At 69.0% G+C, this 6928-nt stretch carries 5 protein-coding genes; 1 reads left to right on the top strand and 4 read right to left on the bottom strand.

All coding sequences use genetic code 11. The features are described from left to right. On the top strand, positions 1–1626 hold a 1626-nt coding region (locus VGB14_17395; GenBank protein HEX9994707.1), incomplete at its 5' end, for an AAA family ATPase. 1289 nt (positions 1627–2915) lie between these two features. Here the strand turns inward: VGB14_17395 and VGB14_17390 are convergent. From VGB14_17390 to VGB14_17375, 4 genes are all read right to left on the bottom strand, one after another. Then, positions 2916–5861, bottom strand: a complete 2946-nt coding sequence (locus VGB14_17390; protein ID HEX9994706.1) for a LysM peptidoglycan-binding domain-containing protein — start codon at positions 5859–5861, stop codon at positions 2916–2918. Continuing rightward, a complete protein-coding gene (locus tag VGB14_17385) occupies positions 5858–6256 on the bottom strand; it encodes a pilus assembly protein TadG-related protein (GenBank protein HEX9994705.1) in 399 nt (132 codons plus the stop codon). Before VGB14_17385 ends, VGB14_17390 begins: the two co-directional genes overlap by 4 nt. A gap of 26 nt (positions 6257–6282) precedes the next feature. Further along, positions 6283–6666 (bottom strand): TadE/TadG family type IV pilus assembly protein, encoded by a 384-nt coding sequence (locus VGB14_17380; protein ID HEX9994704.1) that lies wholly within the window; start codon positions 6664–6666, stop codon positions 6283–6285. Positions 6667–6692: 26 nt separating this feature from the next. After that, the coding region (locus tag VGB14_17375; protein ID HEX9994703.1) for a hypothetical protein at positions 6693–6928 on the bottom strand (236 nt) is incomplete at its 5' end.

Here is a 6928-nt window from a genome sequence, read left to right as displayed (position 1 = left end):
CTTGCGCTTGACCCTCTCACCGTTTTGGTTGGTCCTAACGGTGCCGGCAAGAGCACCGTACTGCGTGCGCTGTCCTTTGTGCTCGGCGACCGTTGGCCGTCGATCTCTCAGCTCGACATCCCTGGCGACTTTCGGAACCTTGATACCTCAGTTGCGATACAGCTGAGGTGTTACTTCCATCCGGCTCTAACCCACGAGGATGCTCTAGGCAAGCGCCACGAGGTTGCATCGCTGCGGTTTGTATGTCAGCCATACAAGCGCAAGACGGGCGACAAACTGCCCGGTGATCTGCGCGACATGTTCGAACCCTTGGACGCCGGCGGCGAGCAGCTGATGGTCTGCACTCGCCGCCCGGCGAAGGGGCAGCAACCGGTGTTTCAGCCGCTAACAAGCGTTGGCTCGGGTTTACGCGATCAGGCTCGGGTTCTGTCGATTACGGAGAACCGGACGATATTCGGGCAGCTTCCGGGTCGCCGCGGGTCAGTGCTGCACGATCTGCTCGAGGAGGCGCGCCGAAGTTTCTTGCGTGACGGAGTGGGAGAACGCACAGCGTTCACGCAGCGGTACGGCCAGGCCGTTGACGCGTTGCGCACTGACGAGCTGCGGTCCGTAGAGGACACCATCGAGGAGACAGCACGGCGGATGCTCGGCTTCATGGGCGGGAAGGCAGCGCAGGCGTTCTCCGTCAGATTTGGTTTCACAGACCCCGGTAGTCCGCACTCTTCGCTGCGGCTGCTATGCAACCAGGACGGGGTTCTCCTGCCCGCTGACGCGCTCGGGTCGGGTGAGCAGAGCGCCATCGTGGTTGGGATGTTCGAGGCGTTTCGGCAGAAGGGCACCGGCCTCAACACGGTTCTCATCGAGGAGCCCGAGATGTACCTCCACCCGCAGGCTCAGCGTTACCTGAAGCGACTGCTCGTCGATCTCGTTGACGCCGAACAGGCGCAAATCATAACGACGACGCATTCTCCGGTCTTCGCCGACATGACGCGCTTCAGGTCACTGCGCCTCCTGCGTAACGGGGCAGGCGGAGCAACGATCGGAACCCGGGTGAAGGACCCCGACGACCTCAGCTTTCTGGACAACGAACTAGCGAGGGCGAAGCTCACCCAGTATTTCAACGCGGAGAGTGCGGAAGTGCTCTTTTCAAGAGGAGCGTTGCTCGTCGAGGGGCACGGAGACCGCCTCGCAGCACTTGAGGTGGCGAAAAGAATGGGCCTCGACGTTGATGGAGAAGGACTGTCGGTCGTCGACTGCGGAGGCAAGAACGCGCTTCCCTTTTATGCCCGAGTCTGCCGAAGCCTCGCCATCCCTTTCGTGGTGCTACACGACAGCGACGTCTACGACGGTGACGACTTGGCTCAATGGCAGCGTGACGAGAACACCCGAGCGCTCGATGCCAACGAGCGAATCCGTGCTGCTGCGGGGCCGGATGCCGCCATCTACGCAATATCTCCATCACTTGAGACGAAACTTGGCGTCGGCCGGTCCGCCGCCAACAAGCCGATGCACGTGCTGAAGGCAGTGAAAGATCGAGAGCTCGAGGCCCTGCCCGCTTCGCTCGTGGACGCCGTGAGGGAGATGGCGCGGCTCGCGAGCTCCCCGGCGCCGGAACGCGAGCCATGACTTGCCATCACGGCCCTCGGTAAATCAGTTCTCGGTAATCGCCATGGCGAGACCTGCGAGTCGTCGCTCTACTCCGTCTAGCCTTTTGAAGCGCGGCCCTTTAGAGGCCGTCACCTACAAGGCGCAGTAGAGGCAACTATGGCTGACCCAGCGAGCAGGGTGACTACGTCGCCCTGTCCGGCGTGAAATCTGGTGGACCACGGCCCAACCGGACGAGATCCGCCTGACGAGCGACGACACCGACCTGAAGCACCCGAACACCGGACCGGGCACGCGGGTCGTCTTCTCGACGAACGTCCGCAGCGCCCTCGACCTTCAACCGCTGCCGCGACGTGCTGATGGAGCACGGCACGTCGGCGGCGCCCGCACAGGCGGCAGTCGAGGGCAACGGGCGGCTCGACAAGCGTCCGAGTCGCAAGCGAGGGCAATCGTCGGCGGCATGGTCCGCCGTTCCTGTCGCACCTTCTTCGTACACTGTAAGTGAGGCGGGCGATATCCGCCGAAGGTGCCGAGCGACACGCCCGCCCACGCTCGGCAGAACGGAGGCCTATTGAGCCAACCCCTCCCCGTGGTCCCGGAGGCCCGGCCCTAGAGGTCGATGACCGGCACGCTCGTCGTGCTGGTCGTAACACTCGTCCTGCACCTTGTCGTGAAGCTCCTCGCCTTGGTCGCAACCTTCGTCCTGGCTAAGTGCAGCGGGCAGCACGTCAAGTCGATGAGTTGGACTCCCGTCCACGGTTACACCGCCGAGTTCTTCCCCCCAGAGGGAGAACCTCAGAGCGGAAACAACTGAAACAATGCCCAGGCGGCCGCCCAAGGACGAAGCTCCGCGTGAACAGGCGGCCGTCTGGCGCGTGCGGTGAGGATGTCGCCTCGGGTCGGGAGGGTGAGCGTCTCGGTGCCCGTCATGGCAGCTCCGAGGGCGTCGAGCGGCGGCGGGAGGTTCACGTCCGTTCCCGTTAGGTCTACACACCCACCGAGAAGCAGCATCGTGAGCGTGCGCGGTGGCTGAGCGTGTCGGGGATTTGACTCGTCGACCGCAGGGCCGTGTCCGGGAAGGGCGAATCGGCCAGGCAGAGAACGGCCTCGAGGCTCCCTCCTGAGACAGGCTGTCTCAGCCGGACCGCCTGGCCAGCGCCTGGAACGAGGGCCAGGAAACCTTGGCCAGAGTGCAGATACCGTCCCCCCGATAGTCCACTAATAGCGCTCGTCAGAGCCTCGCTCCGATCAGCGCTGGCTCCCGCGGGACGTTCTACCGGGCAAATTAGATTGGGTCGCGGAAGGCGAGTTCATCCTGCTTCGTCCGCGCTCCTCCGCCGCTCGATCAAGTCGACGACGTACTGCTCCGGCTCCATTGCACACGTGTCTTCGAGAGCGACTCGGTAGGCGTCGAAGATCGCCCGTGCCCGGTTCTGGTCGCCCAGCGCTTGCCAGGCGGTCACCTCGTCGGCGATGAGGCTTGGGTTCAGCGGGGACGCCTTCCTGCCTCGCTCAGCTGCCCTTCGGGCGCCGTCGGGATCGCCGCTGGCGAGGCATAGCTCCGCCAGGCGGTGAGCGGCGTCGACGACGAGGTCCTCCCACTCGGTGTGGAGCATCTCGGTGTCGAGCCACCGGCACCACGGGCGGAGGTGTCCGTCGACGACGGCTGGCGGACCGGTGACGAGGTCAAGCGCCGCGTCGAGGACGTCGATCGCCATGAGCGGCGGCTGGTGCTCTGCGTACGCCATCCTTCGGCGGAGCAGCTCGACATCGGTGACGACGCGGCGGCCGGCTCGGTACCGGCCGTTGGGGAGCGCCTCGATCGCGTCGGGGTGGAGCTTCTTGTGGCGGATCCGGCTGATCTCGTCGCTCAACCGCTTGCGGGCGTTGACCGGCTGGTTCTCGCCCCAGATTGCCTCGAGCAGCTGGTCAGCGGTGACAGGACCGTGTGTCGCTAGGTACCCGACGATGGCGACCTGGATCGGGCGGAGCGGCTCTCGACCCCCGAGCACCGTGACGGGGCCGAGGAGCTGAACGAGCGCCTGGTACGGGGGATCCTCGTACCGGTCGCTCCCTTGGACGTCGCGCCGCTCCGGCTCCGAATCCGACTGGCCGCCCTCGACCGGGTCGGCGTCCGCCCATGCGAGCAGGCTCGCGACCGCATCGCTTGCGCTGGCGTCGACCACCTGGGCCGTGGCGGCGAGCCCGAACTCGGGGAGGTACAGCTTGCCGTCCTGGACCTCGATGACGGTGGCGCCCGCAGGAGCGACGCCGACGGCGACCACGGCGAGACCCTGGCCGCGGGAGCGAGCAAGCTCGACCAGCTGCGCGAACCGCGCCTCGTCGACGGCAGGGCCGTCGACGATCACGACCGCCGCCGTCCAGGGTTCGGTTCCACCGGCCGACCGCGCCGCGAACGTTGTCTCGTACCGCCAGGCGGCCAGCCGGGCCCTGATGGCGCTCGACGAGCCGGCGGCAAGATCGAGCGCCTCCTGGACGTCCGCGCAGGGGCGGAGCCACTCGAAGCGATCCTCGGGCACGTCGAGGCCGACCGTGAGCACCATCACGGGATCGCCGAGCGGTGACGACGCGAGCTCGATTGCGAGACTCCGTGCGAGACCACTACGGGTCCCCGCGTCGCCGACGATGGCGACGAGGCCCTCGCCTTCGAGGTCCATGAGGACCGCGCTGTCGTCCCGCCCGATGGTCGCCAGCGCCGGTACGGGGACCGGGAAGTCGGCCACCGCCTCCTCGACCTCGGCGGCGATCGGTCGCTCCCACACCCGGCCGCCGGCGACCGGACGCCACCCGTCCGGGGTCGCCGGCCACGGTTCCGACCACAGGAGCTCGAGCTGTTCCGCCGAGACCTGGACGAGCCGGAGGCGGGGACAGCGCTGCTCCGGCTTCGCCGCGACGGCGCGCGCGAGCGCCCGCAGCTGGCGCGACACCGCAGCGGCCGACGCGACGTCCGCCGTGAGGACCTCCTCGGCGACGGGCTTGGCGGCCTGCGGAATCGCCGGTCGGGCCGTTCCCGCTCGCCGCCGGGCGCCCTGCCGCCGACGGAGGTGTGCGACGAGGAGCGACAGCCCAGCGGCGAGCAGCGCCGAGCCTGCCCCGAGGGCTGGGACCGGTGTGCCGCCACGTGAGGGCGCATCGTCGGTATCGCCAGCTGGCTCGGCAGGCTCGTCCGCCCGCTGCCCGCCGTTCTGCCGATCGAGGTCCTGCCTCGACGTCGGTGCCGCCGTCTGCGCCGGCGTCGACGCCGGGACCACCGCTTCGGGAGGTCCGGCCGGCTGTCGTCGTTCCTCCACGGTGTGCGGCTGCGGTCGAGGCTCCGGATGGGCCACCGGAGGGTCTGCTGCCACGTGCGGAAGCTCGAGCACCCAACCGGGCTGGAGGAGGTTCGGGTCCCCGAGCGTGCCACCGTTCGGCTGCGGGCGGCCGGCGTTGAGCTCGAACAGCTCGTCGAAGCGACCTGGGTCTCCGAGGGTCGCGTCGGCGATCTCGGTCAGCGTGTCGCCGGCACGGACGACGTACGACGCGTTCGCCGGGTCGGGACGCGAGCGGGCGTCGGCCGGAAGGTCGAGGACCCAGCCGACCATCAGGACGTTGGGGTCGGTGAGCGTCCCGCCGCCGGGTTGTGGCCGGCCGGCGTTGACGTCGAACAGCTCCGACCACCGGCGGCCGTCCCCGCACTCGCGCTCTGCGATCCCCCAGAGGGTGTCGCGTGGTCGCACCGTGTACGCCGCCGGTGCAGGTGCCTCGGAGCGCGACCCGCGCTGACTGACCGCATGCGTCGGTGACGTGTCGACCGGCTCAGCGGGCACGACGTCGGGGAGGTGGACCGACACCGCCAGCGACTGCAGCGGTGTCGCCGCGACGGCCGGCCGCGTACTCGCCGTCGACACGACCAGCGCTGCGGTGGCGACGAGACGAGCGACGACCCGCTGGATCGGCCCGACTCGCGCCGCAGCAGCCGACGGCAGCTCGCGTGCGACACGAAGGGCTTCGGCAGCGATGCCGACGGCGATCCGGACCCACAGCAGCCACAGCACGCAGGCGAGGATCTTCAGCCAGGTCGTCACGGCGACCGGCGTCTCGCCGGCGAGCACGCGGCGGACGGTCTCCCAGTCGGGAGGGCGTTCCGGGAGCGGCGAGCCGACGACCAGAGCGAGGGCGACGGGCGGTCCGACCGCGAGGGTCACGAGCGCCAGGGAGGCCAGCGCGCCGACGGCCGCGTCACGGCGCGAGGTCATGGTCCGTCCCCTGCGCCGTCGATGCCTCGCACAGTGCGTGCGGAACCGGTCCCCGTTACCTCAAGCGACCACACCCCGCCGAGCCCGAGGATCAGCATCGGGACCTCGTCGGCCACGGTCACGGTCACGGCGTCGCCCTGGACGACGACCTCGCCGGTCATTCCGGAGCGCTCTACGTACAGGAGAGCCAGCTCGCGGGCCTCTGCCTGGAGGAGGAGCTGTGCGTTCGTCGGGGCTCGCAGGGCGTCGACGGACAGGGCCTGCGCTGCTGCCCGTGCTGCGCTGTCGGCGACATCGGCAGCGCGCCGGCGACCAGCGAGGAGGCGGCCGCCGTCGAGCACGAGCCCGGCGAACATCACCATCGTCAGGACGGTCACCACGACGAACGCCGTCACCTGGCCGGCGTCGGCTCGGACCCGCCTCACGGAGCACCCCGGTAACGGTCGACGATCTCGGCAGCCGAGGCCGTCACGGTCTTGCTCCCCGGAAGCCCGAGGCCGCTCAGGTCCGCGAGCGACACGACGCACGTCACGGTCACCTCCACCGTCCCGCCATTGACAAGGCCGCCCGTCGAGACGACCACCGCCCGGCTCGAGCAGCCGACGGAGCGCTCGGCCAGCACGGCGGCCGCCGTCGACTCGCCCGCTGCGACGGCGGCCGCCGACGACAGCTCGATCGAGGCGGCTCTGGCAGCGTCGGACGCCGCCGTCTCGACGTCGTTGGCCGTCGAGCCGAGACGACCGCACAGCACGACGAAGAGCACGAGGACGACAAGCAGTGGGGTGAGCAGGACCGTCTCGGTCACGACGGAGCCTCGATCCCCGGCGCCGGTCACTCGTCACCCCCTGCCGGGCGGAACCGCTCGACGGGCCCGTCGGCGGCCGCTCGAACGGTGATTGTCCAACCGGGGACGACCTCGATGACCTCGGCGCTCACAGTCACACGGGCGGAATCCCCGTCGGTGACCACCGAGACGACGACGTCGTCCATGACCGTCCCGCCGTTGACGCTGGCGAACTCCGCGGCGGCCGCTTCCCCCGCTGCCGCGCTGCCGGTCGTCCCTTGGA

This window comes from Acidimicrobiales bacterium (assembly GCA_036399815.1).
Taxonomy (GTDB): Bacteria; Actinomycetota; Acidimicrobiia; order Acidimicrobiales; family DASWMK01; genus DASWMK01.
The sequence above is the reverse complement of the archived record's forward strand: the minus strand, read 5'-3'. Positions and strand labels throughout refer to the sequence as shown.